Consider the following 23,348-nt stretch of genomic DNA (forward strand, 5'->3'; position numbering starts at 1 on the left):
CTAAAAATGAATATGCTAACGCCCTAGCAACCTTGTTGACCAATGGTAAAGAGATAATGTCGAAACAAAACAATACGGTTAAAAAATTAGCGTTATATGGTTTCGGTACCTTAACCGGTATCGCCTTGAGCTTGAGCGTACAAAGCTTTGCCAATGAAAAAGACAAGAGCGGTTTGCCGGTGCAAGGCATACGCACTTGGGCAGAAGCCTATGGCCAAATCAAGGCCAATTATGTGGAAACCACCGACGATGACAAACTGTTGGAAAATGCCATTCAAGGCATGGTTTCCAGTTTGGACCCGCATTCTGACTACATGTCGCCCAAAGACTTTGTCGATTTGAAAGAAAACACCAGCGGTGAATTCGGCGGTTTGGGCATGGAAATTGGCTCGGAAGACGGCTTTATCAAAGTCATCGCCCCAATTGAAGACACCCCTGCCGAACGCGCCGGTGTGAAAAGTGGCGACTACATCACCAAAATCAACGAGACCTCAACCCGTGGCATGTCGTCTACCGAGGCAGTGAAATTGATGCGCGGCAGACCCGACACCAAAATCACCCTGACTTTGTCACGCAAAGACACCACCCAACCAATTGTCGTGCATCTGACCCGTGCCGTGATTAAGGTCAACAGTGTGCGCAGCCATTTGCTCGAACCGGGCATAGGCTACATCCGCATTACCCAATTCCAACAACCGACTTTGGACTTGCTCAGCCAAAACGTGCAAAAACTGACCAAGCAAAACGGTGGCGAACTCAAAGGTTTGATTTTGGACTTGCGTGACGATCCAGGCGGTTTGCTGACAGGTGCGGTCGGCGTTTCTGCAGCATTCTTGCCAGCAGACAGCAAAGTGGTCAGCACCAAAGGCCGTGATGGCAAAGAAGGCATGAACCTGAAAGCCAATAAAGACGATTACGCCGGTGGCGCCATCAAAGACCCATTGGCCGGTTTGCCTGCCAGCATCAAAAACATTCCGATGACGATTTTGATTAACTCGGGTTCAGCCTCAGCGTCTGAAATCGTTGCCGGTGCCTTGCAAGACCACAAACGCGGTGTATTGGTGGGCACGCAATCGTTTGGTAAAGGCTCGGTACAAACCGTGTTGCCTTTGTCCAATGGTGGCGGCATCAAATTGACCACAGCCTTGTATTACACCCCTAACGACCGCTCTATCCAAGCGCAAGGCATCTTGCCCGACGTGGAAGTGAAAGATAAGAGCCGCACGTTTGAAACCCGTGAAGCCGATTACCGCGGTCACATAGCCAATCCGAATGGCGGTGAAGAAAGCAAAGGCGGCCCACAGTCTTATGAAGAAGACAAAGCCGCTGCCAGCGAACCGGTGGTCAAAGAAACTGAGGCAAGCAAAGACAAAAATGCCAAAGACAAGAAATCGGTGATAGATGAGGTGTTGGCTTCGCGCATACCGAATCCCGCCAAAGACGCGCAATTGGCCAAGGCTTTGGAATTGGTGAAATCACCTGAGGCGTATAAAGCCGCCATAGGCAAGGGTTTGGACAAGGCCAAATTGGCCGCAGCCAAAAAAGAGAAGGATAAAGACAAGACAGATGAGTAAATCTGAATTGCCGACCACTGCCCGCTTAGCGGGCAGTTTTGATATGCGGCCTGTAAGCACCAACGACGACAGCAAACTCTCCACGCCGCCATTGCCGCCCAAAGTGGTAACGACTTTGGCGCAGCTGCACATCCACACGCTGGGCGACCTCAAACAACACGGCGCTGCGAAGTGTTTTGCCTTGCTCAAAGCCAGCGGCCTCACCGTCACCAAATCCACGCTGTGGCAATTGGGTGCTTTGTGTTTGCATGTCCCAGTACAAGCACTCACTACCGAGCACAAACAAGGCTTACAGGCCGCTTATCAAGCCTTGCCACCAATACACATCCCGCCCAGCGCCGATGAACAACAGCGCCACATGCAAGCGGCGCTGGCAGAAGCACAATTGGCGGCGGACAAGGGTGAAATTCCCATCGGTGCGGTGGTGGTTTACCAAGGCAACATCATTGCCCGCGCCCACAATGAATGTGTTGGTCGCCATTTTGTCGGTGCCCATGCAGAAATGTTGGCGTTGGAACGCGCTGGCGCGGTGCTTGGCACTTACCGTTTGACGCAATGCGATGTGTATGTGACAGTAGAGCCGTGTGTGATGTGCGCCGGTGCGCTGCTGCAAGCGCGGGTAAAACGGGTGGTGTATGGCATAGACGAAGCCAAGACCGGGGCGGTAACCAGTCAATTGCAATTGGCGACGCACGATTGTTTAAATCATCATACTGCCTTCTTTGCCGGCGCAAATGCGGAGCAGTGCCGCCATTTAATGCAAAATTTCTTTAAATCCAAGCGTTAAATTTTATGTAAATGGCTTTTTTAAACGAAAATGCCAATATATTGCGTATATAAGGCGTTTTCACCTTTTGTTAAGTTATTTTTAATCTCATTTTTAGCATAATCAGCGCCAAACCACCCTGTTGCACAGCAACATCTGTTAATACTGGTTAAAACACAAAATACAGTCTTTTTAACCGTTTAGCTTAGATGGTTGATACTACATAAGATTTATCTCAATTTGAGAACAAAAAAAACCTTTGACGCAGAGCAACATTTTTCGTATGTTTACAGACCCAAGTTTAAAAATAACCTCCTCATCGACACAGACCAGCGTCAGAAAGGTCTTTAAGACATGTTGCACGATCGCTCCTTGGTAAAAGACAATTGTGGCTTCGGCTTAATCGCCCATTTAGAAGGCCAACCCAGCCACAAAGTTGTCCGTACCGCTATTTTGGGTTTATCCCGCATGCAGCACCGTGGTGCCATCCTCTCGGATGGAAAAACCGGTGATGGTTGCGGCCTACTCTTACAAATGCCCAAATCCTTCTTCCAAATCGTCGCTGAAGAGAATCATGTACATCTTGCAAAAAACTTTGCAGTTGGCATGATTTTTTTTCCCCAAGACGATGCACTCGAAGCCGAATACAAGGCCATCATTGAAGAAGAATTCCTGCAAGAAACCTTACAAGTGGCATGGTGGCGCGATGTGCCCGTGGATGCCAGCATTTTGGGTTCCATTGCCTTAGAATCAATGCCGCGCATCCGCCAAGTCTTTGTCAATGCCCCATCGGGCTGGCGTGAAAAAGACATGGAACGCCGCATGTTCATCACCCGTCGCCGCATTGAAAAACGCATCGCGCACGAAGATTTTTATGTGTGCAGCATGTCCAACCAAGTGATGATATACAAAGGCTTGTGCATGCCCAAAGACTTGCCTAAGTTCTATTTGGACTTGGGTGACTTGCGCATGCAATCGGCCATTTGCCTGTTCCACCAACGCTTCTCGACCAATACCTTACCGAAATGGAAATTGGCGCAGCCTTTCCGTTACTTGGCGCACAATGGTGAAATCAACACCATTTCTGCCAACCGTGCTTGGGCACAAGCGCGTGCGTACAAATACCGCACGCCATTGATTCCCGATTTGCAAACCGCCGCGCCGTTTGTCAATAACTCAGGTTCGGATTCGAGCTCGCTCGACAATATGTTGGAATTGTTCGTCAATGGCGGCATGGACTTGTTCCGCGCCATGCGTTTGTTGGTGCCACCAGCATGGCAAAACAACCCTGACATGGACGCCGAATTGCGCGGCTTCTACGACTTCAACTCCATGCACATGGAGCCTTGGGATGGCCCTGCTGGCATCGTGTTGTCTGACGGTCGCTATGCGGCCTGTACGCTAGACCGCAACGGCTTGCGCCCTGCTCGTTATGTGATTACCGATGACAAGTTAATGACCATCGCGTCTGAAGTCGGCATTTGGGATTACGCACCCGATGAAGTGGTGTCTAAAGGCCGTGTTGGCCCCGGTCAATTGCTGGTGATTGATACCCGCAGCGGCAAATTGATGCACTCGCACGAAATCGACAACGAGCTCAAAGCCCGCCACCCTTACCGTGAGTGGTTGGACAAAAATGTGTTGCGTTTGATTCCATTTGAACAAATGCCTGACGATGAGGTTGGTGATGCGTGGCTGAACCAAGCCGAATTGGATATTTTCCAAAAACAATTTGGTTACAACCAAGAAGAATTGGAAAACGTGTTGCGCATCTTGGGCGAAAACGGTCAAGAAGCCGTTGGCTCTATGGGCGACGATGCACCGTTTGCGGTGTTCTCGCACAAATCGCGTTTGGTTTACGATTACTTCCGCCAATACTTCGCGCAAGTGACCAACCCACCGATAGACCCATTGCGTGAAGCGCATGTGATGAGTTTGGCCACTTCGATAGGCCGCGAAATGTCGGTGTTCTTTGAAGCCGAAGGCATGTCCAGTCGTGTGAACTTCAAATCGCCGGTATTGATGTATTCCGACATGCAGCAATTGTTGCGTTTGCCAGCCAAAGACTACCAACACCAAGTATTAAAAGCGGTTTACAACCCCAACACCACCAGCTTACAGGACGCCATCAAACGCTTGTGTGATGAAGCCGTAGAAGCGGTGAAAGGCGGCGCGGTCTTGTTGATTGTGTCTGACCGTGAAATCGGCAAAGATTTGATCCAAATTCCAGCGCCTTTGTCTGTCGGTGCCATCCAACAACGCTTGGTGGAAACCAATTTGCGTTGCGATGCCAACATCGTGGTGGAAACCGGTTCGGCGCGTGACCCACACCATTTTGCTGTGTTAATCGGCTTGGGTGCGACCGCGGTTTACCCTTATTTGGCGTATGAATCTTTGGCCAATATGGTGGCGCGTGGTGCCATCAGCAAACCTTTGCGCGTGGTCACTGCCAACTTCCGCAACGGCATTAACAAAGGCCTGTACAAAATCATGTCGAAAATGGGCATTTCCACCATTTCGTCTTATCGCTGCGCCCGTTTGTTTGAATTGGTGGGCATTGGCAATGAAGTGGCCGACTTGTGCTTCAAAGGCATGGTCAGCCGCATCAATGGCGCCGGCTTTAGCGAGTTGGAAGGCGATTTGAAACGCTTCCACAAAACCGCATGGCGCAAGAGCCAAACCTTGGATGCGGGCGGCTTCTTGAAATACAAACCACAAGGCGAGTACCACATGTACAACCCTGATGTGGTCAATACCTTGCAACGTGCGGTCAATTCTGGCGACTACCAAGACTACCGCGCTTACGCCGATGTGGTGAACAACCGCCCTGCGTCGACCATACGCGATTTGCTCCGTGTGAAAACTGAAAACGCCACCGCCATTGATGTGGCCAAAGTGGAAGCAGCCGAAAATCTGTACAGCCGTTTTGACTCGGCCGCGATGTCAATCGGCGCCTTGAGCCCAGAAGCACACGAAGCCTTGGCCACTGCCATGAACCGCTTGGGTGGTTTCTCCAACTCAGGTGAAGGCGGCGAAGACCCGAAACGCTACGGTACCGAACAGGTTTCGCGCATCAAACAAGTGGCTTCAGGCCGCTTTGGTGTGACCCCTGCTTACTTGATGAGCGCCGATGTCATCCAAATCAAAGTGGCACAAGGCGCCAAACCAGGTGAAGGCGGCCAATTGCCGGGCGACAAAGTCACCCCTTACATCGCGCAACTGCGTTATGCCGTACCCGGTTCAACCTTGATTTCGCCGCCACCGCACCACGACATATACTCGATTGAAGACTTGGCACAGTTGATTTTCGATTTGAAACAAATCAACCCAACCGCCTTGATTTCGGTGAAATTGGTGTCTTTACCGGGCGTGGGCACCATCGCAACCGGTGTGGCCAAAGCCTATGCCGACTTGATTACCATCTCGGGTTACGACGGCGGTACCGGCGCATCGCCATTGACTTCGGTAAAATACGCCGGCAGTCCGTGGGAATTGGGTTTGGCCGAGGCACAACAAGCATTGGTGGAAAACAATTTGCGCCACAAAGTGCGTTTGCAAGTCGATGGCGGCCTGAAAACTGGCTTGGATATCGTTAAAGCGGCGATTTTGGGTGCAGAAAGCTTTGGCTTCGGCACGGGTCCTATGGTGGCCTTGGGCTGTCGTTACTTGCGCATTTGCCACTTGAACAACTGCGCTACCGGCGTGGCCACCCAAGACGACACTTTGCGTCGCCAACACTTCCACGGCTTGCCTGAAAAAGCGATGAATTACTTCAAATTCATTGCCCAAGACGTGCGCGAGATTTTGGCTTCATTGGGGGTGGAAAAACTCACCGATTTGATAGGCCGTACCGACTTGTTGGAATTGGTCGAAGGTCAAACCGACAAACAACGCGGCTTGGACTTGTCTGGTTTGCTTTATGCGCCAGTTGTGCCTGAAGGTTCGGCGCGCCATTGCACCCAAACCAACCCGCCGTTTGACAAAGGTTTGCTCAACCAAGCCATTGTCGAATCGACTGCGAAGGCTTTGGAACAAGGCAAAAACGTGCAGCAACACTTTGACATTTGCAATTTGGACCGCTCGGTCGGCGCCACCGTGTCTGGCATCATCGCCAAACAATTTGGCAACCGTGGTCGCATTGAGCAAAGCATAGACTTGCACTTCAATGGCACCGCTGGCCAAAGCTTCGGCGTGTGGTTGGCAGGCTCGGTGAATCTGTACTTAACGGGCGATGCCAACGACTATGTCGGCAAAGGCATGGCTGGCGGTCAAATCGTCATCCGTCCGCACAACGGCACCGCGTTCAAAGCCGAAGAAGCCACCATCGCTGGCAACACCTGCTTGTATGGTGCCACTGGCGGCGCTTTGTACGCCTCAGGCTGTGTCGGCGAACGCTTTGGTGTGCGCAATTCTGGCGCCACTGCCGTGGTAGAAGGCATAGGCGACAATGGTTGCGAATACATGACCGGCGGCGTGGTGACGGTGTTGGGTAAAACCGGCATCAACTTCGGTGCGGGCATGACTGGTGGTTTTGCTTACATCTTGGATGTCGATGGCGGCTTTACCGGCCGCATCAATGGCGAAATGGTGGAAGGCTTGTCCATCCGCGATTTGCCTATGCACCAAGAGCACTTGCGCGGCTTAATCGACACCCATGTGCAATTGACCCAAAGCAATGTGGGTGAACGCATTTTGGCCGATTGGGAAGCCTACATCGACCAATTTGTGTTGGTGAAACCGAAAGCCAATGACGTGAATGCCTTATTGGGCCACAAACGCCGCAGCGTCACCGAATTGCGTGCCGTTACCCAATAAACCAGCGCCCAAAGCGGCCTGTAAGCCCCACTTGACTTTACAGGCCGCTTGTTAAGACCAAAACTAGGAACACCCTCATGTCGCAACAAGAAAATGTTTACCAATTTATCGACTTACCGCGCGTAGACCCGCCCAAAAAACCCCTGTCTGCGCGTACCAGCACGTTTGTGGAAATTTACCAAAGCTTTACCGCCACCCAAGCCGCCTCGCAATCTGACCGCTGTTTGGGCTGTGGCAATCCATATTGCCAACACAAATGCCCGTTGCACAACAACATTCCCAACTGGCTGCGTTTGGCTTACCAAGGTCGCATCATCGAAGCGGCCGAATTGGCGCACTCGACCAACAGCTTGCCAGAAGTGTGTGGCCGCGTGTGTCCACAAGACCGCTTGTGCGAAGGCGCGTGCACGTTGAACGATGAATTTGGCGCCGTCACCATCGGCAGCGTCGAAAAATACATCACCGAAACCGCGTTTGCGCAAGGCTGGCGTCCGACTGTGCAACCTTTGGAAGCCGATGCCAAACGCGTGGCGGTGATTGGTGCAGGCCCTGCAGGCTTGGGTTGTGCCGATGTGCTGATTCGCAATGGCGTGGCCGTGACTGTGTATGAGCGCGCGCCCGAAATTGGCGGCTTGCTCACCTTCGGCATCCCTGCGTTCAAATTGGAAAAAGAAGTGTTGATACGCCGCCGCGAAGTGTTCACCGAAATGGGCATCGAATTCAAACTCGGTGTCAATGTGGGCGTGGACGTGACTTTGGAACAATTGGCGGCCGAATACGATGCCGTGTTCATAGGTGTCGGCACTTACCAAGGCATGCAAGCCGATTTGCCGAACGAAGACGCCGACGGCGTGTACTCGGCCTTGCCATTTTTGATTGGCAATACCGAAGACTTGATGGGCTACGACAACGGCAATTTTGTCTCCATGCAAGGCAAACGCGTGGTGGTCTTGGGTGGTGGTGACACCGCCATGGACTGCGTGCGCACCTCCATCCGCCAAGAAGCGGCCGAAGTCATCTGTGCCTACCGCCGCGATGCCGACAATATGCCCGGTTCACGCAAAGAATTCCAAAACGCCAAAGAAGAAGGCGTGAAATTCAAATTCAATGCCCAACCGGTGGCCATCGAAACCGATGCCGCAGGCAAAGTCACCGGTATCAAAATGGTGAAAACGCAAATGGGTGCACCGGATGAACGCGGCCGTCGCCGCGCCGAAATCGTGGCTGGCTCGGAAGAAGTGTTGGCTTGCGATGCGGTAATTGTCGCCTTTGGTTTTGCGCCACACGCGATGCCATGGTTGCAAGCTGTGGGTGTGAACGTGGACAGCCGCGGTCGCATCGCCCAAGAAGGTGAGCTGAAACAGCAAACAGCCAATGCCAAAATCTTCGCCGGTGGTGACGTTACCCGTGGCTCAGACTTGGTGGTAACCGCCGTGGCCGAAGGCCGCGACGCTGCCCAAAGCATCTTGGAATACTTGGACATTTAATCCCTTATCTTGCTTGAGATAACATAAGCGGCCTGTAAGCATTTACAGGCCGCTTTTAGCATGGCTAAAACAGACTCTTACTGCTGCTGTGGCAATACCTCGTTTAACAAGGCTTGAAACTCAGGGCAGTCCAAATGTTGCGCATGAGCACACGCCGACAAATGCTGTAACAAGGCTTGCATGGTTTGCAAATGCCGTATTTGCTCGGCCACTGCTTGTGCTTGCAGGTTAAACGTCTCGCGCCGCACCGCAATCTGACTGCTTAAACCAAACGCCGCATCGATTTGTTGCAGCGACATGCCCACTTTTTGCCCCAAGTGGATGAGGCGCAGATTCAACCACACCCCATCGGCATACACCCGCTTTAAACCACTGCGGCTCACCGCCGTAATCAAACCGCGGCTGTCGTAATAGCGCAAAGTATGCGCGGCGATGCCGCTTTGTTTAGCCAATGTGGCGATGTCTATCATGTATGCATTCCCTCTGTTTGTATGGCAGCGCCACCGCAGTGTTACCGTTTTTCATCATGCAACCCTTAATGGGCATGGGCATCGCCGCCCGCAATACCGCCACGCCGTGGCGCAATCGTGGCAAGTCTCTTGTTGTCCATGTTTTATTTGGCCTCAGTGTGTATGTGGTCGCACAACTGCTGTATTAAACATGCGGCCTGTAAAGCTGATACTGGGTTTACAGGCCGCTTAATGTGTTCAATCTGGCTCTGATATCCAACACCACGCTTTGTATGTTTGATTGCCAGAAACACACTGATGCCAGCAAATGCACAAAGCTTAAGACACATCAATATTGCAAGACTAGAGTTTAGATACAGTTGCCTCATTTTGCGCTGACGCTGTGCTGCAATCAGCCCAAAGCAATGGTCAATCATATTCAAAGGAACAAACAATGGCTTTAGAAATGTGGATAGATGGTTTAATCAAAGGCGACGAGCCTGTCTTGCCGGTGGCACGCGATGCGATGATGCTCAATGGCTTGTCGGTCATCGATGCCATAGAGTCGCATGTACACTGGCGCAACAAATGGTTCAAAGCCTTGCGTTTAGAAGATCCAAACGCCAAAGACGCGGAAAAAATTGCCTGCGACCATTTGTGCCAAGTCGGCCAATGGATTTATTCCTCTGGCAAAGTCTATGAGCACTTGCCCGAATACGCCGACTTAAAACAACGCCATGCCGCCTTCCATGTCTGCGCCAGTGAAGCGGTCAATCTGCACAATAAAGGCGAATTTTTAGAAGCCGTGGCCTTGGCCATGGGGCCGCTCAGTGTGTCATCCAAGACTGTGGCTGTTGGCTTTGTCAATCTGTTTAAAGCCAGCGCCAGCAAAGCCTAAACACACTCACAATAAACTGCTGTACATCAACAAGCGGCCTGTAACGATTACAGGCCGCTTGTTTGGTTTCAATACCCCACTTTAAACACTTGTCCGGTTTGTATGCCGGCGATGCTGCGCTCGTAGGCCCGTGCTGCTTCGGCGCCGGCGACACTGCCAAAACCAGGAAAATACGGTGCGAAATCAGGCAAGGCTTCGGTCAACACATTCGGGCTGACGGCATTGATGCGAATGCGGTTGGGCAATTCCAACGCCGCCGCTTGCACAAAACCTTCCAAGCCCAGATTCACCGCCGTGGCGTTCACACCTGCGGCGATGGGTTGGTGCCCAGTAATGCCGGTAGTCAAAGTAATCGAGCCACCTGCGTTTACAAAGGCTAGTCCGATCAAAGCCAAACGCACTTGGCCCAAGAATTTGTCTTGCAAACCCAACATAAATTGCTCAGTACTCATGCTGCTCAAGGGTTCAAAACTCACCACACCGGCAGTGGAAACAATCGCATCGACCGTGCCGGTACGAGCAAACAAAGCGCGCACACTGGCATCGTCGCGGATGTCGACCCGCTCCATGCCACTGTTGCGACTGGCGGTGATGATGTCGTGACCTAAAGCCTGCAAATGCTTCACCACAGCTTGTCCCAAGATACCTGAAGCACCTACCACAATGATTTTCATGTTATTTCCTGTGTTGTTTAACCATGTCGCCATTATTCTCCTAAGTTTTCATTGCATAAATATGCTATAAATTTGGAATAAATTAACTTTGAGTTAGCAATGGTGGCGATTAATGGACAAAATGCGTGCTTTAGAAGTGTTGGTGGCTGTGGTGGAAAGTGGCAGCTTCAGCAAGGCGGCAGACACACTCGGCATCTCGGCGGTGATGGTGGGCAAATACATTGCCGCCTTGGAGGCCGAAGTGGGCACACGCTTGATTGAGCGCAGCACGCGCCTGCAAAAACTCACCGCTGCTGGCAACGCTTTTTACCAACAGGCCAAATTGACTTTGGCCCAATTGCAGCACACGTTTACCGTGGTAGAGCAGTTACAGGCCGCCCCCACGGGCACACTCAGCATCAGCGCCCCGCCCTCGTTTGGCGCACAAACCATCGCGCCTTTGAGCGCGGCCTTCCAAGCCTTGTATCCCGCCGTGAAAATCGTGCTGGATTTGAGCAACCGCCGCGTCGATGTGTTGCAAGAAGATGTCGACATCGCCATCCGCATCGGCGCCTTGCACACCGATGCCACCGTCGCCAAATACCTGTGCGCCTACCGCATGGCCATCGGTGCCGCGCCCGTGTATTTGCAGCAAGCTGGCACACCCCATAACTTGGATGACTTGTACCAACACCGCGTGCTGGTGCACAGGTTATGGCACGACTTAGACCCGCAGCAATACCCGCATTTGCAAGCCTTGCAATTGATGCAAGAGCAATCGACGTTTGTCAGCAATGATGGGCTGGCCTTACGCATCGCTGCCGAGGCTGGCGCCGGCATCATCGTGCAACCCGAGGTATTGCTGCAAGACGCGTTTGCCAGCGGCCGCTTGCTGCGGGTATTGCCGCACATCACCTTGCCCGAACAGCCGGTGCATGTGTTGTACGCGCCGCACAGCAAGGCCTTGCCTAAGGTGGCGCTGTTTGTGCAATTTTTATTGCAGAACATAGAAACATATGTGCCGGTGGCTTAATCCAAGCTGCCAAACAGCAATCCCGTTTTGCGAAACAACATATAAAAAAAATAGGTTCAAACACAGCCGCATCAGCATATTGAGTTCGTGCTTCGCAGTAATTAAAGCGGCCTGTAAGTGTTTACAGACCGCTTTAATATCAAGTTAATAATACAATATTAATTATCAATTTAAATATAATGATAACCAATATTATTTAATAACTTCAATAATATTGAATGCTAATTATTACCTAAATTTTCAGTATCAATAACAGGGTTTTCATTAAACTGAGCATTTTCAGCTTTAATTTCAGACTGCTTCAAATCCAATGACACTTGTTTAACACACTTTTTAAATGCGGGCATATCTCTTTTATTCTCCATAATTTTTTCAAATATTGAAATTGCTTGTTTATTACTTTTAGAATTTTTAATAAATGCATTTAAGTTACTTTTGCATAAGTCTAAATTCAATTTCGCAGCTTCTAAGCGTGCCATATTCAATGCTGTATCAGCTCTATTTGGCTTTAACCTTATCGCCTCTTTTAATGCTGCTTCAGCTATATCTAAATCTTGAGTAAATATTAGCGAGTAACCTAAGTTGTCCCAATATTCGACTTCATTTGCATCTTTTTCAACTGCAATCGAAAATAAGGCTTTAGCAACATCATAGTCTTTCTTTTGTATACTTTGCCTACCAAGTTTATTAATTCTTTTTGCATCTATAGCCTGAAAAGATTGTTCAATACGCGTACCGTCTGGTTCAGTATAAATATAACTAAATATCTCATCGTCAGTTAATAAATTAAAATCTACATATTCTAATTCACTTTTTCTTTCAATATTATTTGATACTATGTTCGGTGTAGCATCTATAACATTATCAGATACAGAATTTATATCCTTACTAACATTATTAAGCGTAGTGATATCTTGCTTTTCATTTTTAATAACACCTTGACCTACATAATAGTCTTTATAAACAAAACCACCTACAAGAATTACTGACACGATTGGCAAAAATATAAATACAATTGTTTTTCGATGAATTCCAATAAAACCTTCATCGCCTGAAGTGGAATCAGTTACATCTGTGAATTGAAACTGGTTTGCTTGTGTTTTAAACTTTTGGCTCTGTTTATTTTTCGCAACTGCATCAAAATCAATCTCAGTAACAACTGTATTCATGATACTAAGACACACATCATTTACTTCTGACCGTGATAGTCTTTTCAGATTTAAAATTACATATGGATTATTGACTGAATCAATAAGTAATTTTGATATAATTTCCTCACTCTCTTGATAATTATGTAAGTTAAATGCATAAAATGCTTTTTTAAATGCAATGTTTATATCAGATTTTGCCTTGAAGTATAAATACGCATCTTTCAAATAAAATAATATATTCTTAACCATTAAACTTTTTCCAAGAGTAGCTTTTTATTTTAGTAACCAAATACAATATTCCTCAAGCATAATGAATAAAAATCACTACAATTATGGTAAATTTGCTACCTCATCCTATCATTTCAAATAAAAGAACATCCAAAAAATTATGCCCACAATTTACATTACACACACTTCACTGTGTGAGTAATTTGTATATCAATAGTTAACTTAATACGTAAATCAATAAGAAATTAAATCAATTTTCAGGCTAAGCACGCAGCGAAAGCCACGCGCGGCGTAATACGAGTCGGCGCCATTGTGGTAGACAAACACCGTGTCGTAACGCCGGTTTCCAAACAGCGCCCCGCCCAAACGGCGAATCGCATCAGGTGTGGCCAGCCACGATGAGGTTTTCAAATCACACGGCCATAGTTGTTGCAAGACTTGGTATTGTTCGCTGTTCATCAAACTCACGCCCATCGCCGCGGCCTGTTCCATAGCGCTGCCTTGTGGCGGGTGTTGTTTGCGCGCATGCAAAGCGGCCTCGTCGTAACACAGACTGCGCCGCACCTTGGGGCTTTCAGCCGCAGCATCGCCAAACCACAGCAAGCCCTTGTCGGCATCGTAAGCAAATACGCTCGGCTCGCCATCGCTGGCCTCCATTTGTGCCAACGACCACAAAGCCGTGGTTTGTTGTTGCAAAGCCAGCGCTATGTCTTGCCAAGCCACATCGGGGAAATGCGTTTGCGTGGTTTCAAAACGGCGGTGCAATAAAGCCAGTTGTGCGCTGGTTTGCGCGGCGTTCAATTGCTGATGGCTCTCATCCATGCGCCACTCCTGATTTTGTAAGGTTCGTGTTTGCATAAAAAAAACAAACATCAGTTTAATCTGAATGCGGCCTGTAAACACAAAAAAGCCCGATGTAACATCGGGCTTGTTAATTTAATCTGTGTATTAGCGTTTCATTTGATCGAAGAAATCGGCATTGTTTTTCGACGATTTGATTTTGTCTTGCAAGAATTCCATCGCTTCGACATCGTCCATAGGATGTAAGAATTTGCGCAATAACCACATGCGTTGCAATTGGTCGTTTGGCACCAACAATTCTTCGCGACGTGTGCCAGAGCGGTTGAGGCTGATGGCTGGGAACACGCGTTTTTCGGCCAAGCGGCGTTCCAAATGCAATTCCATATTGCCCGTGCCTTTGAACTCCTCGTAAATCACATCGTCCATGCGGCTGCCAGTGTCGACCAAAGCGGTGGCGATGATGGTCAAAGAACCGCCTTCTTCCAAATTGCGCGCGGCACCAAAGAAGCGTTTCGGACGGTGTAAGGCATTGGCATCAACACCACCGGTCAAAATCTTGCCAGATGCTGGCACGACGGTATTGTAAGCACGCGCCAAACGCGTAATCGAATCCAATAAAATCACCACATCTTTGCCATGCTCGACCAAACGCTTGGCTTTTTCGATGACCATTTCGGCCACTTGTACGTGACGCTGCGCCGGTTCGTCAAACGTAGACGACACCACTTCACCGCGCACTGAGCGGGTCATTTCGGTCACTTCTTCTGGACGCTCATCAATCAACAACACAATCAATTCCACTTCAGGGTAATTGGTGGTGATGGCGGTGGCGATGTTTTGCAACATCACGGTTTTACCGGTTTTCGGAGGCGCTACCAACAACGCACGTTGGCCAAAGCCTATCGGTGCCACCAAATCAATGGCACGGCTGGTGACGTTTTTGTCTTCTTTGTTTTTGCCTTCACGTTCCAATTTGAATTGACGTGTTGGAAATAACGGCGTTAAGTTTTCAAACAGGATTTTGTGTTTGCATTTTTCCGGATCGTCACCATTGATGATGTCCAGTTTCACCAAGGCAAAATAGCGTTCACCGTCTTTGGGTGTGCGCACGCTGCCTTCGATGGTGTCACCGGTGTGCAAATTAAAGCGGCGGATTTGGCTGGGGCTGACATAAATGTCGTCAGGGCCGGCCAAATAAGAGGTGTCTGGGCTGCGCAAGAAGCCAAAGCCATCAGGCAAAATCTCTAAAGTACCTTTACCAGTAAAGCTTTCGCCTTTTTTCACTAGGGCGCGCACAATGGCAAAGACCAAGTCTTGTTTGCGCAAGCGGTTGGCGTTCTCTATGCCGTGTTGTTCGGCCAAAGTCAGTAATTCAGAAACGTGTTGTCGTTGTAATTCAGAAACGTGCATGATATCGATTTAAGTGAGTAAGTTTTATTTTCCGCATCGAGCTTGCGCAAAGAATGTGTTTTGTGCAAAACACCCGAGAATCTATATAAAGAATGTATTTTAGAGAGATTGGGACCCAGAGAATATTGCTGCTTTAGGCGGGGTCATACTAAAGGTTTTTTTAAGCGCTTGTCAAGCGAGTTTTACAATTGCGCCTTGGCCGTGGTAAGCCTTGTCACACATTGGCTTGTATCCTCTATTATTTAAGCCTAACGCTCTAATACTTCATAGGTTTTGAGTGTATTGCCCCAACCCCAAGCCTGTTGTTTGTCGGGTTCGATATCCAAGGCGAATTCGTGCACTAAACGCAAACGCCCGGCAGAATCGATGGAAATCTCTGCCGTTTCCAAGGTTTGCTGCTCGGTATAAAACACGATGTGCGTACCATCCAGCCGCCAATAACTCAAACGCGGCTCTAACAACACACACGCGCCTTCTTCACCTTCGACATCTTGGTAGATCGCATAAGCATCGGCGCGCAAGCTGTAGCTGCGTTGCAATCGACAGCGGTTAAAATCATATGGTTGTTCTTGTTCAGGCGTCACTTGTGTGTCTATCCTGCCCGCTTGCTGCAAACGCCAATGGCCTTGAACCTGCGCCACCGTCACCGGTGCGGCCTGTAAACTGCTTGCCAAACCTAGTAATGCGGCCAATGCCCACAAACGTGTTTTCTTGGTTGGGATTACATCAGACAGAAACATGTGTGCGCTTTCTATGGCAAAAGACCATGTTAAGCCGTTTACAGACCGCATGCATGAAAAAACCCGATATCAATAGACATCGGGTCAGGACTCAAACTTGAAGCAATTAAGCAATAGAAGCGTCGATGAAGGCTAACAATTGACCTTTGGCCAAAGCGCCCACTTTGGTGGCGACATTTTCACCATTTTTGAAGATCATCAAAGTAGGAATGCCGCGCACGCCGTATTCGCTAGGAACGGCTTGGTTGTCGTCCACGTTCACTTTAACAATTTTCAATTTGCCTTGGTATTCAGGAGCGATGTCGTCCAAAACAGGGGCAATCATTTTGCAAGGACCACACCAAGGGGCCCAAAAGTCTACCAATACAGCGCCTTCGGCTTTCAATACTTCGGCTTCAAAGTTGGCATCGGTGGCATGGATAATCAATTCGCTGCTCATTACAATTCCTTTTAAGGGGTTTTTATAGGCTCAGGAGGGAGAATATAGGCATAACCCCTATTTTTCAAGCCTAGCGGTGTTGCAATAGATTTTGTGTATACGGGTGATTAGGTGCGGCAAATATGGCGGCCACTTCACCTTGCTCCACCACTTTGCCATGTTGCAACACCAGCATGCGTTGTGACAAGGAAGCGATGACATCCAAATCGTGGCTAATAATGAGCATACTCAAACCATATTGCTGTTGTAATTTGGCCAGTAAACGCAAAATATGTTTTTGCAAACGCACGTCTAAGGCGCTGGTTGGTTCGTCCAAAATCAACACTTGTGGCCGTACCACCAAAGCACGGGCAATGGCCAAACGCTGGCGCTGACCGCCTGAAAATTCGTGTGGATAACGCTTTAAGCTGTCGTGCGGTAAGTCGACATCGTCTAATACCTGAAGCAAACGCTGTTCGCGCTCACTATCGTTCAAGGCAATTTTCTGGATAAGCAAAGGCTCAGACAGCGCTTGTTCCATGGTCATGCGCGGATTGAAGGCGGAAAACGGGTCTTGAAACACCATTTGCATGTGGTGGCGCTCAGGCGTGAGTTCATTCATGCTTAAGGCCAGCCAATCTTTGCCAGCGATGTCGACCTTGCCCGAAGCGGGCAGCAAGCGCATCAAAGCCTTGGCCAACGTGGTTTTGCCACTGCCCGATTCTCCAACAATACCCATGGTTTCACCACGCTGCAAACGCAAACTCACCGGCTCCAATAAGCGAATCTTCTTAGTCTGAAACCACGAGGCCGCTTGCTTGACTTCTACTCCCACGTTTTCGATGGCCAAGACGGTGTGCGCCTGATCCACATCAGGATTGCACATGTTTTCGGGTTTGGCATTGAGCAATTCTTGGGTATACGGATGTTGGGCGGCGCTGAACAAGGTTTGCGTAGGTGCATGTTCGACCACATGCCCTTGCTGCATCACCACCACCTCATCGGCAAAACGCTCAACCAAACGCAAATCGTGGCTGATGTAGAGCAAGGCCATGTGGTATTCGGCCTGTAAACGCTGCAGCAATTGCACAATTTGCGCTTGCACGGCCACATCCAAGGCCGTGGTCGGCTCATCGGCAATCAGCAATTTGGGACTGGCGGCCACGGCCATGGCAATCATCGCCCGTTGGCGTTGCCCACCCGACAATTGAAACGGATAGGCTTTGACTTTGGTGGCTGCGTCTTGAATGCCGGTTTCTTGTAAGATGTCTATCGCCGCTTGCCATGCTTGCGCACGCGTTAAGCCCAAATGCTGGGTATACACTTCGGCAATTTGGTTGCCAACGGTAAACACCGGATTCAAGGCCGTCATCGGCTCTTGAAACACCATGCCGATGTCGCGACCGCGGATTTTGGCCAATTGCTTTTCAGGCATGGCCAACAAATTTTGCCCTGCATACTGAATCTGTCCTTGCCAGCTCACATCGGGATTCAAACGCATGATGCCTTGTGCCAACACGGTTTTGCCGCTGCCAGACTCGCCCACAATGGCAACTTTCTGTCCTGCCGCCACTTGCAAATCGACATCAAACAAGACTTGTTTGGCGCCAAAATAGGCATTGACTTGCTCTACCGACAACAACGCATCCATGAACATCCCCTTAAGTGTTGCAAGCTTTATAGCAGCTGCGCTGGCTTTGAACAAGTTGCAATGGTTTACTTGGCGCAAGCGAGTGCTTATCATGCGTAAGCCGCGCAAAATTTGCGTTTAACTATTAGCGTTATGTCAATTAAGGTAGGAATAAAAAAATGAACCCTGTCCGCACCGCCAGTATTGCCGCCCTTGCCGCTGTTTGCGCCTATGCCAGCAGCGCCCAAGCGGCCCCCATCAAAGACAGCAGCACCGAAATGGACCAAGCCAGCCAAGCGGCGGTCACGGTTTACCGCAACAAAGGCAACCCTGGCCTGCAACAAGCCATCAACGATTGCTACAAATCGGTGGGCTATGCCACCCCGTTTTGCGTGTACATGGATGTGGCCGGCCGTGAAATCGACTTCAGTGTCGCCCAGGCCTACAAAGAATTGGGTCAAAACGTCGCCCCACACACGTATTTCCAAAGCAAGGCATTTGGTAACCGCGTCGCCTCGTTTTACATCTTGCACCACCAAACTCGCAGCGAATCCAACGCCCATATGCGCAAAATTCAGCCGCAAATCCAAAAACGGGTTGAGAAAATTCTGTTTCCAAATGGCTGATAGTGAAGCCTGAAACACATCAAAAAGCGGCTTGTAAATCGTTTACAGGCCGCTTTTAGCATTATCTTCATCTTTATTGTGTGGAGTACTAAACTGCTTATCTGTTGACGCTCTATCAATAAGGCTTTGTATTGCACCAGATGTATGTAGGGCTTTGATGAAAATGGCAACGCAGACACTGACCTTACCCACGCCACCGTATCCAAGGCCATCAAAGTCAGATTTTATCCATATCAACCTACTCATCATTTAATATATTTGACGCTGTACATCCATGCATCTCTAGATACAATGCAATCAATACATAAGCGGCCTGTAAACTGTGTTACAGGCCGCTTATATCGATTATTGATGTGGGTTTGCATTGAGTTTGCAATGTGTATCAGCTGATTTTATCAAACTGCCTTATGTGCTAATTGCTCTGCTCAGACATACCAATGCTGCAAATCCAGCCTAGGCGAACAATTGACCAAGCTCAGTCCAACTCCTGCTTAAGCTTGTTTATTCACCGCCACTGCTTTCAACCACAATTGATTGCCAACCAGCCCAAACAACAACACCGCCAATACCGCCAACACGCTGCCGATGTAGCCGATAAATGGCAAACCCAGATGCAAGATGACTTGGCCACCCAATAAGGCGCCGCCGCCGATGCCGATGTTGTACACGCCCGAGAACATGGCGATGCCGATGTCAGACGCATCGGGCGCCACTTCCAAGACTTTATTTTGCAACACCATGCCAAGTATGGTGATGGCCATGCCCCAACACAAGGCCAAGACCAACATTGTTGCAATATGCAAACTGGCCATGTGCAAAGCCAATAAACACAGCAATAACAGTCCCATCGGGATGACCAATAAGCGCAGCGGATGGCTGTCCAAATTGCGCGCAAACACGATGCCGCCCAAAATGCCAGCAATGCCCACCACAAACAACACCGCCACCACCCACGCATCCGACATGCCGCCGACTTGGTGCAAGAATGGCGACACATACGTGTAAGCCGTGAAGTGTGCGCCCACCATCAGAGCCAAAGTCGCGTACACATACACCAGCGTCGGCCGTTTGAGCAATTTTGGTAACACGCTAAAACTGCCCGATACCGTGCTCGGCAAACGTGGCAATACCATCAATAGCAACACCAAAATCAGCGCCGCAATGCCACCTATCAGACCGAAGGTCACGCGCCAACCCAAATGTTGGCCGATGACCGTGCCCAAAGGCACGCCCAAAACGGTGGCCAAAGACGAACCGGTGACAATCAGGCTCAAGGCCTTGGCTTTCTTGCCTTCAGGTGCCAAACGCACCGCCATTGGGATGGTAATCGCCCAAAACACCGCATGTGCCGCCGCAATGCCCAAGCGCCCCATCAACAGCGTCGTGAAATTCCACGCACACGCCGCCAACACATGGCTGGCCACAAACAACACAAACAAAAATGCCAACAGACCACGACGCTCAAAACGGGCGCTGAGCATGGTTAAAGGCAAGGAAAACAGCGTGACCGCCCACGCGTACACCGTCATGATCAGGCCGGTATGGGCCACATCCATGTCAAAACTGGCGGCGATATTGGGCAACAAGCCCACAGGCACAAACTCGGTGGTATTGAAAATAAATGCCGCGATGGACAAGGTGATGACGGCAAACCATGAGTGTTCTGGCCGCGCCTTACTTGGGGATAAAAAAGACATATGCATTCTTGAGGAGGTGGTGTGCGGCCGCGCAAACAGCTTATACTGAGGGCTGACTGACCGCCAATTGAAAGTAAACCATGATTGTACTGCAAATTGATTTCCCCAGCAGCGGCCCATTTGGTGCCGAAATGACTGCCGCCTTCAGCGCCTTGGCGCAAGACATCGCCCAAGAACCTGGTTTGATTTGGAAAATTTGGACTGAAAACGCCGCCGAAAACAGCGCCGGTGGCATTTATTTGTTTGCCGACGAGGCCACCGCCTTGGCGTATTTGCACAAACACACCGCGCGTTTGGAATCGTTCGGCCTCAGCAATATTCGCAGCAAAGTCTTCCAAGCCAATTTGGAATTGTCAGCGATAGACCATTTCACCCCACCGAAGTGATTGATAACAGTGACCTAAACACTGATTCCAAAATGGTTTTTCAACACATCAACAAGCGGCCTGTAAGGCTTACAGGCCGCTTGTGTGTGGTATCTAGGAGATGATGATTTTGATAAGCCACCTCTTTTCATCAAAACCATCGCTGTAAACATATCAAGTGCAAACTTACACGGCTGTCGCGCAGCATTTATTTATGTCTGCCCAAGTGCTGACACCCCTATCTTATCCGCCCTCATCCCCTCACGATGCCCACAATTTATCCGAACCTGTCCCATCACTAATACCCAAACTTATCCGCACCTGTCTCATCATTAACACCCACAGCTTATCCGCATCCGTCCCATCGCTGATGCCAACATCTCATCCACACACCACGCCACAGCTCAAACCAAGCGACACCACGCAGCCACCATTAAATTTTGCTATGCAACAACGGTGTTTTATAGTTTTAAGCCCAGATTCAAACCCTTGAAATTTCAGCTTTTCCATGTTTTACACATCTTGAGCACATACAAACTTCATAATGCGGGTTTTCGTCAAAATCGCGCTATTTTTTTACGAATTGGCGCTTATTTGGGTTAGATATGCCAATTTTTGCGTAAAGACAGGTCAAAATCGCGGCGATTTTATTGTCAGCGCTTCGCCTTGTTGCCTAAGCTTTAGCGCAAGCACTGCTGCAGTGCCCACTGCATCAACCATTTTGAAATGTCATAGACAAAAGGACTGTAAACATGAAGAAAACCATCTCTGTTGTAGCCACTCTTGCCAGCTTGGCGGTGTTAAATGCTTGTGCCAACACCCAAAACAGCAGCACCGACGCCGATGCGGCCAACGCACCACCCGCAGTTGAAGCCGCCGCCAGCGCCGCCAGTGCAGCAGATGCCAATGTCTTTCAAGGAGAATAAACATGAAAACTGTTTTGACACTGTTAGCGACGGGCATTTTCATCAGCTCATTGACAGCCTATGCCAATACCATCAATACTGACGCTGCAATTTCGCAAACCGTCACAGACGCGAGTCAACCTCAAGCCAGCGCACCCGCAGCCAGTGCCACAGCCAGCAGTGCACCGTTTGTGAGTGATGAAGGCCTACCAGACCAGCAAGGAATCTGATTATGAATTCATACCTACGCTCTATTGCCGTATTGACCACCGCCGCCACATTGGCCGCTTGCTCCAGCATGGGCAGCAAGAAAGAAACCCCTGTTGAGCCTGTCAATGCCCAGCCGCAGCCGCAAGCCCAAGTGCAATTGCCCAGCCACATCAATCCTTACGAAAGCCTGATGTTGGGCAAAACTTGGGTGACCATTGCTGCGGTGGACCAAGACAAAAAACAAATCTCAGCCACCGACAAACGGGTGAGCAATTATTTTGGTTTTGCACAATATGGCGTTAATGGCCAATTCATCATGTATACGCCAGATCAAAAGCCAAAAATGCAAGGCGACTGGAGTTTCTCTGAAGACGGCAAAGTGCGCACTTTGATTGCCAAAGATGCTGCTGGCAAAGTGTTGTTTGAGCGCAAAGTCGAAAACGTGGGTTTGAATAATGATATGTATGCTTACCGCATTTATCCAAATGCGAAAAACAAGAAAAAATACATTGATATCGTCCATCAAACGGTAGAGTCTTTGCAGCGCGCACAAGCAGCCCAAGCCGCGCAGCAAGCACAATAGGTTTTTTCATCCGCAAGCGGCCTGTAAATATCACAGGCCGCTTTTTTGTATTGCGCCACTGCGCGTGCAGATTCTCACCAGACACTTATCAAGCCCATAGCAACGGCTTAGTTCTATGGGGAAAACACCCATGGGCATAAGCTCAAAATCTATGGTCTGTGCAATCGATGACGAAACGATGTGTACACTGACAAGTTGTTTTATAGTTGATGATGGTGAACCTTAGAATTGCGCAGTGCGATTGCATCTGGCCAGCAATGGCTATCCATTAGCTGCGAAGTGATATGAATCATGTCTCAAACACTAGTGCCGACAGACATAAGCATAAGCGGCCTGTAAACGATTTACAGGCCGCTTATTGGATACCTTGCTGATACGCACATAAGCCATGCAATAGCAGCTGGCTCGCACACTGCACTAAGTTAGCGCAGTGGCGCCTCCACCGTGACCGTGGCCAAAATGGAATTGGCGATGTAGCAAGAGTGGTGAGCCAAAGCGTGGATTTTGGTGACGGTGACCGCATCCGGTTGCTGGGCGCCGCCAAACACGATGTCGGGACGCAAGAAAATTTGCGTGATGGCGTCGCGATTGGCGGCGTTTTTCGCCATGATTCCTTCGGCTTGGTCGTCATACGATTCGACCACGATGTCTTTTTTGGCGCAAATGCCCAAAAACCACAGCATATGACAAGAAGACACCGCTGCCACCAACGCTTCCTCAGGGTCTACCGCCGCGCTGACCGAATGCGGTAAAGGCACTGAGTGTACCGAAGACGAAGCCGGCACACTCACACCCTCATCGAATTGCCATTGATGCAAACGGCTGTAAGCATTGTCGGTAAACGCCTCTTGTGGCTGACGCAGCCACACCACCCGTGCTGCATATAAAGACATGGATTGCCCTTCTGTT

At 49.5% G+C, this 23,348-nt stretch carries 22 protein-coding genes; 12 read left to right on the top strand and 10 right to left on the bottom strand.

Going from position 1 to position 23,348, the window contains the following annotated elements:
- Positions 1–56 precede the first annotated feature (56 nt).
- The 4 genes from BN3003_RS13005 (at position 57) to BN3003_RS13020 (ending at position 8,642) form a co-directional block, all read left to right on the top strand.
- On the top strand, positions 57–1,574 hold the full coding sequence (locus tag BN3003_RS13005; RefSeq protein WP_058357100.1) for a S41 family peptidase: 1,518 nt from the start codon (positions 57–59) through the stop codon (positions 1,572–1,574).
- The gene (locus BN3003_RS13010; RefSeq protein ID WP_234333076.1) at positions 1,567–2,361 is read left to right on the top strand and encodes a nucleoside deaminase; all 795 of its coding nucleotides are present in this window, start codon (positions 1,567–1,569) and stop codon (positions 2,359–2,361) included. The genes BN3003_RS13005 and BN3003_RS13010 overlap by 8 nt, the downstream gene beginning before the upstream one ends.
- Positions 2,362–2,694: 333 nt before the next feature.
- Entirely contained in the window at positions 2,695–7,155 is a 4,461-nt protein-coding gene (gltB, locus tag BN3003_RS13015; RefSeq protein ID WP_058357101.1) for a glutamate synthase large subunit, read from the top strand.
- A 77-nt stretch (positions 7,156–7,232) separates the two neighbouring features.
- Positions 7,233–8,642 carry an FAD-dependent oxidoreductase gene (locus BN3003_RS13020; RefSeq protein WP_058357102.1) on the top strand — a complete coding sequence of 470 codons (1,410 nt, stop codon included), beginning with the start codon at positions 7,233–7,235 and terminating at the stop codon, positions 8,640–8,642.
- A 77-nt stretch (positions 8,643–8,719) separates the two neighbouring features.
- Here the strand turns inward: BN3003_RS13020 and BN3003_RS13025 are convergent, their stop codons facing one another.
- Entirely contained in the window at positions 8,720–9,112 is a 393-nt protein-coding gene (locus BN3003_RS13025) for a MerR family transcriptional regulator (protein WP_058357103.1), read from the bottom strand.
- Positions 9,113–9,114: 2 nt separating this feature from the next.
- On the opposite strand from BN3003_RS13025, the gene BN3003_RS13030 reads away from it, so the two are divergent.
- Positions 9,115–9,300, top strand: a complete 186-nt coding sequence (locus BN3003_RS13030; protein WP_058357104.1) for a DUF2938 family protein — start codon at positions 9,115–9,117, stop codon at positions 9,298–9,300.
- 245 nt (positions 9,301–9,545) lie between these two features.
- On the top strand, positions 9,546–9,989 hold the full coding sequence (locus BN3003_RS13035; protein WP_058357105.1) for a CZB domain-containing protein: 444 nt from the start codon (positions 9,546–9,548) through the stop codon (positions 9,987–9,989).
- 68 nt (positions 9,990–10,057) lie between these two features.
- On the opposite strand, the gene BN3003_RS13040 is transcribed toward BN3003_RS13035, so the two are convergent.
- Positions 10,058–10,696: a short chain dehydrogenase gene (locus tag BN3003_RS13040; protein WP_082625665.1), complete on the bottom strand. Its 639-nt coding sequence runs from the start codon at positions 10,694–10,696 to the stop codon at positions 10,058–10,060.
- Positions 10,697–10,775: 79 nt separating this feature from the next.
- Between BN3003_RS13040 and BN3003_RS13045 the strand changes: the two genes are divergently transcribed.
- Positions 10,776–11,675 carry a LysR family transcriptional regulator gene (locus tag BN3003_RS13045; protein ID WP_058357107.1) on the top strand — a complete coding sequence of 300 codons (900 nt, stop codon included), beginning with the start codon at positions 10,776–10,778 and terminating at the stop codon, positions 11,673–11,675.
- A gap of 221 nt (positions 11,676–11,896) precedes the next feature.
- Here BN3003_RS13045 and BN3003_RS13050 read toward each other — a convergent pair whose 3' ends face one another.
- From BN3003_RS13050 to BN3003_RS13075, 6 genes are all read right to left on the bottom strand, one after another.
- Positions 11,897–13,075: a tetratricopeptide repeat protein gene (locus tag BN3003_RS13050; RefSeq protein ID WP_058357108.1), complete on the bottom strand. Its 1,179-nt coding sequence runs from the start codon at positions 13,073–13,075 to the stop codon at positions 11,897–11,899.
- Between the two features lie 213 nt (positions 13,076–13,288).
- The gene (locus tag BN3003_RS13055) at positions 13,289–13,876 is read right to left on the bottom strand and encodes a DUF4256 domain-containing protein (RefSeq protein ID WP_058357109.1); all 588 of its coding nucleotides are present in this window, start codon (positions 13,874–13,876) and stop codon (positions 13,289–13,291) included.
- Between the two features lie 126 nt (positions 13,877–14,002).
- Complete coding sequence (rho, locus tag BN3003_RS13060) at positions 14,003–15,265, bottom strand: transcription termination factor Rho (RefSeq protein ID WP_058357110.1); 1,263 nt, start codon at positions 15,263–15,265, stop codon at positions 14,003–14,005.
- A 248-nt stretch (positions 15,266–15,513) separates the two neighbouring features.
- A complete protein-coding gene (locus BN3003_RS13065; protein ID WP_058357111.1) occupies positions 15,514–16,005 on the bottom strand; it encodes a hypothetical protein in 492 nt (163 codons plus the stop codon).
- 106 nt (positions 16,006–16,111) lie between these two features.
- The gene (gene trxA / locus BN3003_RS13070) at positions 16,112–16,444 is read right to left on the bottom strand and encodes a thioredoxin TrxA (RefSeq protein ID WP_058357112.1); all 333 of its coding nucleotides are present in this window, start codon (positions 16,442–16,444) and stop codon (positions 16,112–16,114) included.
- Between the two features lie 70 nt (positions 16,445–16,514).
- Positions 16,515–18,074 carry an ABC transporter ATP-binding protein gene (locus tag BN3003_RS13075; protein WP_058357113.1) on the bottom strand — a complete coding sequence of 520 codons (1,560 nt, stop codon included), beginning with the start codon at positions 18,072–18,074 and terminating at the stop codon, positions 16,515–16,517.
- 158 nt (positions 18,075–18,232) lie between these two features.
- On the opposite strand from BN3003_RS13075, the gene BN3003_RS13080 reads away from it, so the two are divergent.
- Positions 18,233–18,679, top strand: coding sequence for a hypothetical protein (locus BN3003_RS13080; protein ID WP_058357114.1), 447 nt, complete (start codon positions 18,233–18,235; stop codon positions 18,677–18,679).
- Positions 18,680–19,170: 491 nt separating this feature from the next.
- Here BN3003_RS13080 and BN3003_RS13090 read toward each other — a convergent pair whose 3' ends face one another.
- Positions 19,171–20,376 (bottom strand): sugar transporter, encoded by a 1,206-nt coding sequence (locus tag BN3003_RS13090; protein WP_058357116.1) that lies wholly within the window; start codon positions 20,374–20,376, stop codon positions 19,171–19,173.
- Positions 20,377–20,456: 80 nt separating this feature from the next.
- On the opposite strand from BN3003_RS13090, the gene BN3003_RS13095 reads away from it, so the two are divergent.
- The 4 genes from BN3003_RS13095 to BN3003_RS13105 all read left to right on the top strand — a co-directional run bounded on the left by BN3003_RS13095 (position 20,457) and on the right by BN3003_RS13105 (position 22,439).
- Positions 20,457–20,762: a monooxygenase gene (locus tag BN3003_RS13095; protein ID WP_058357117.1), complete on the top strand. Its 306-nt coding sequence runs from the start codon at positions 20,457–20,459 to the stop codon at positions 20,760–20,762.
- Between the two features lie 731 nt (positions 20,763–21,493).
- Entirely contained in the window at positions 21,494–21,667 is a 174-nt protein-coding gene (locus tag BN3003_RS18890; RefSeq protein ID WP_159061451.1) for a hypothetical protein, read from the top strand.
- Between the two features lie 2 nt (positions 21,668–21,669).
- Complete coding sequence (locus BN3003_RS13100; protein ID WP_058357118.1) at positions 21,670–21,876, top strand: hypothetical protein; 207 nt, start codon at positions 21,670–21,672, stop codon at positions 21,874–21,876.
- Positions 21,877–21,878: 2 nt separating this feature from the next.
- A complete protein-coding gene (locus tag BN3003_RS13105; protein WP_058357119.1) occupies positions 21,879–22,439 on the top strand; it encodes a DUF4822 domain-containing protein in 561 nt (186 codons plus the stop codon).
- 422 nt (positions 22,440–22,861) lie between these two features.
- On the opposite strand, the gene BN3003_RS13110 is transcribed toward BN3003_RS13105, so the two are convergent.
- A complete protein-coding gene (locus tag BN3003_RS13110) occupies positions 22,862–23,332 on the bottom strand; it encodes an OsmC family protein (RefSeq protein WP_058358051.1) in 471 nt (156 codons plus the stop codon).
- Positions 23,333–23,348: the final 16 nt, after the last annotated feature.

It is taken from the genome of Vitreoscilla massiliensis (assembly GCF_001457815.1).
Lineage (GTDB): Bacteria > Pseudomonadota > Gammaproteobacteria > Burkholderiales > Neisseriaceae > Vitreoscilla > Vitreoscilla massiliensis.

What these genes read in the sequence shown, in the direction of transcription:
- BN3003_RS13005 (WP_058357100.1), top strand. Translation starts at nt 57, where the DNA reads ATGTCGAAACAAAACAATACGGTTAAAAAATTAGCGTTATATGGTTTC.
- BN3003_RS13010 (WP_234333076.1), top strand. Translation starts at nt 1,567, where the DNA reads ATGAGTAAATCTGAATTGCCGACCACTGCCCGCTTAGCGGGCAGTTTT.
- gltB (WP_058357101.1), top strand. Translation starts at nt 2,695, where the DNA reads ATGTTGCACGATCGCTCCTTGGTAAAAGACAATTGTGGCTTCGGCTTA.
- BN3003_RS13020 (WP_058357102.1), top strand. Translation starts at nt 7,233, where the DNA reads ATGTCGCAACAAGAAAATGTTTACCAATTTATCGACTTACCGCGCGTA.
- BN3003_RS13025 (WP_058357103.1), bottom strand. Translation starts at nt 9,112, where the DNA reads ATGATAGACATCGCCACATTGGCTAAACAAAGCGGCATCGCCGCGCAT.
- BN3003_RS13030 (WP_058357104.1), top strand. Translation starts at nt 9,115, where the DNA reads ATGCATTCCCTCTGTTTGTATGGCAGCGCCACCGCAGTGTTACCGTTT.
- BN3003_RS13035 (WP_058357105.1), top strand. Translation starts at nt 9,546, where the DNA reads ATGGCTTTAGAAATGTGGATAGATGGTTTAATCAAAGGCGACGAGCCT.
- BN3003_RS13040 (WP_082625665.1), bottom strand. Translation starts at nt 10,696, where the DNA reads ATGGCGACATGGTTAAACAACACAGGAAATAACATGAAAATCATTGTG.
- BN3003_RS13045 (WP_058357107.1), top strand. Translation starts at nt 10,776, where the DNA reads ATGGACAAAATGCGTGCTTTAGAAGTGTTGGTGGCTGTGGTGGAAAGT.
- BN3003_RS13050 (WP_058357108.1), bottom strand. Translation starts at nt 13,075, where the DNA reads ATGGTTAAGAATATATTATTTTATTTGAAAGATGCGTATTTATACTTC.
- BN3003_RS13055 (WP_058357109.1), bottom strand. Translation starts at nt 13,876, where the DNA reads ATGGATGAGAGCCATCAGCAATTGAACGCCGCGCAAACCAGCGCACAA.
- rho (WP_058357110.1), bottom strand. Translation starts at nt 15,265, where the DNA reads ATGCACGTTTCTGAATTACAACGACAACACGTTTCTGAATTACTGACT.
- BN3003_RS13065 (WP_058357111.1), bottom strand. Translation starts at nt 16,005, where the DNA reads ATGTTTCTGTCTGATGTAATCCCAACCAAGAAAACACGTTTGTGGGCA.
- trxA (WP_058357112.1), bottom strand. Translation starts at nt 16,444, where the DNA reads ATGAGCAGCGAATTGATTATCCATGCCACCGATGCCAACTTTGAAGCC.
- BN3003_RS13075 (WP_058357113.1), bottom strand. Translation starts at nt 18,074, where the DNA reads ATGGATGCGTTGTTGTCGGTAGAGCAAGTCAATGCCTATTTTGGCGCC.
- BN3003_RS13080 (WP_058357114.1), top strand. Translation starts at nt 18,233, where the DNA reads ATGAACCCTGTCCGCACCGCCAGTATTGCCGCCCTTGCCGCTGTTTGC.
- BN3003_RS13090 (WP_058357116.1), bottom strand. Translation starts at nt 20,376, where the DNA reads ATGTCTTTTTTATCCCCAAGTAAGGCGCGGCCAGAACACTCATGGTTT.
- BN3003_RS13095 (WP_058357117.1), top strand. Translation starts at nt 20,457, where the DNA reads ATGATTGTACTGCAAATTGATTTCCCCAGCAGCGGCCCATTTGGTGCC.
- BN3003_RS18890 (WP_159061451.1), top strand. Translation starts at nt 21,494, where the DNA reads ATGAAGAAAACCATCTCTGTTGTAGCCACTCTTGCCAGCTTGGCGGTG.
- BN3003_RS13100 (WP_058357118.1), top strand. Translation starts at nt 21,670, where the DNA reads ATGAAAACTGTTTTGACACTGTTAGCGACGGGCATTTTCATCAGCTCA.
- BN3003_RS13105 (WP_058357119.1), top strand. Translation starts at nt 21,879, where the DNA reads ATGAATTCATACCTACGCTCTATTGCCGTATTGACCACCGCCGCCACA.
- BN3003_RS13110 (WP_058358051.1), bottom strand. Translation starts at nt 23,332, where the DNA reads ATGTCTTTATATGCAGCACGGGTGGTGTGGCTGCGTCAGCCACAAGAG.